Origin of the sequence: Thiorhodococcus mannitoliphagus (assembly GCF_010915725.1) — a bacterium.
Lineage (GTDB): Bacteria > Pseudomonadota > Gammaproteobacteria > Chromatiales > Chromatiaceae > Thiorhodococcus > Thiorhodococcus mannitoliphagus.
On record NZ_JAAIJR010000471.1, the window covers coordinates 1 to 436 of the forward strand.

The 436-nt window shown below is 65.4% G+C and carries 1 protein-coding gene; it reads right to left on the reverse strand.

All coding sequences use genetic code 11. The features are described from left to right. A partial coding sequence (locus G3480_RS27420; RefSeq protein WP_164657311.1) for a transposase occupies nucleotides 1-436 on the reverse strand: 436 nt, incomplete at both ends.

A 436-nucleotide genomic window follows, 5' to 3' on the forward strand; every position in this document is an offset into this window, starting at 1 on the left:
AGCGTTTTTGGCGCTTATAGCTCTCCTCCGCTCCCCAGCGGCGATGATAGAGCGCCTTGAACAAGCGTGCGGGTAAGCGTTCCTCCTCGAGAATCGAGGTGGCCAGCACCTCGGTCTCGCCGTCGGGCAAGCGCACGCGGACCAGACGCACGCGAATGGGATCGCTCGGGAGGTCTTGGTTGCGGCAATCACGGGCCTGATCGCGAGAAGGCGTCAACGTGATGATGGTGCTCTGGGCATCGCTGTCCCAGAAGGCTTCGGCGGCGCTGAAGCTGTCGCGGGTGAGGCGCATACAGAAGTCGACACCGCGCACCGCGTGCATCACCATCAGCCAGAACGCCGGGTAGCCGCGGTCGTAGAGGAGCAGGTCCTCGGGGCGCGCCGCGTCGAGATGAGCGATCGCCAGCTCGCGCTCGCTCACACAGTAGGCGGCCAG